The 947-nt window shown below is 63.6% G+C and carries 1 protein-coding gene; it reads left to right on the top strand.

Features of this window, described 5'->3' with window-relative positions:
* Window positions 1-2: 2 nt before the first annotated feature.
* On the top strand, window positions 3-947 hold a 945-nt coding region (gene metX / locus AC1D00_RS42955), incomplete at its 3' end, for a homoserine O-acetyltransferase MetX (RefSeq protein ID WP_477014901.1).

Raw genomic sequence — 947 nt, 5'->3', positions numbered from 1 at the left:
AGGTGGATCATCCGAGTTCGCTCGTCGCGCATTTCGGTGCCGATCAGCCGTTGTCGCTCGACTGCGGGGTCGATCTTTCGCCGTTCCAGATCGCCTACCAGACCTATGGCGAGCTCAACGCGGACCGCTCCAACGCGATCCTGATCTGCCATGCGCTGACCGGCGACCAGCATGTCGCCAATGTGCACCCCGTCACCGGCAAGCCCGGTTGGTGGGAAACATTGGTTGGTGCGGGCCGTCCGCTCGATCCGAGCCAATACTTCATCATCTGCGCCAATGTCATCGGTGGCTGCATGGGCTCGACCGGGCCGGCCTCGATCAATCCCGCGACCGGCAAAGTGTGGGGCCTGGATTTTCCGGTCATCACCATTCCCGACATGGTTCGCGCGCAGGCGATGCTGATCGACCGGCTCGGCATCGACACGCTGTTCGGGGTGGTCGGCGGCTCGATGGGTGGCATGCAAGTGCTGCAATGGACCGCAGCCTACCCCGAGCGCGTCTATTCCGCGCTGGCGATTGCCTGCTCGACGCGGCACTCGGCGCAGAACATCGCCTTTCACGAGCTCGGCCGCCAGGCTGTGATGGCCGATCCCGACTGGCACAATGGCGGCTATGCCGATCATGGCATCCATCCGCATCGTGGCCTTGCGGTTGCACGGATGGCTGCGCACATCACCTATCTCTCCGACGCCGCGCTGCATCGCAAGTTCGGCCGGCGCATGCAGGATCGCGAGCTGCCGACCTTCTCGTTCGACGCCGACTTCCAGGTCGAGTCCTATCTGCGCTACCAGGGCTCGTCCTTCGTCGAGCGCTTCGATGCCAACTCCTATCTCTATCTGACGCGCGCGATGGACTATTTCGACATCGCCGGCGACCATGGCGGCGTGCTGGCGAAGGCGTTCACCGGCATCAAGACACGCTTCTGCGTGGTCTCCTTCACCAGCGAC

This window comes from Bradyrhizobium sp. P2_E8 (assembly GCF_056403875.1).
Note: the sequence above shows the minus strand (reverse complement) of the source record. Positions and strands in the feature narration are given on the sequence as shown.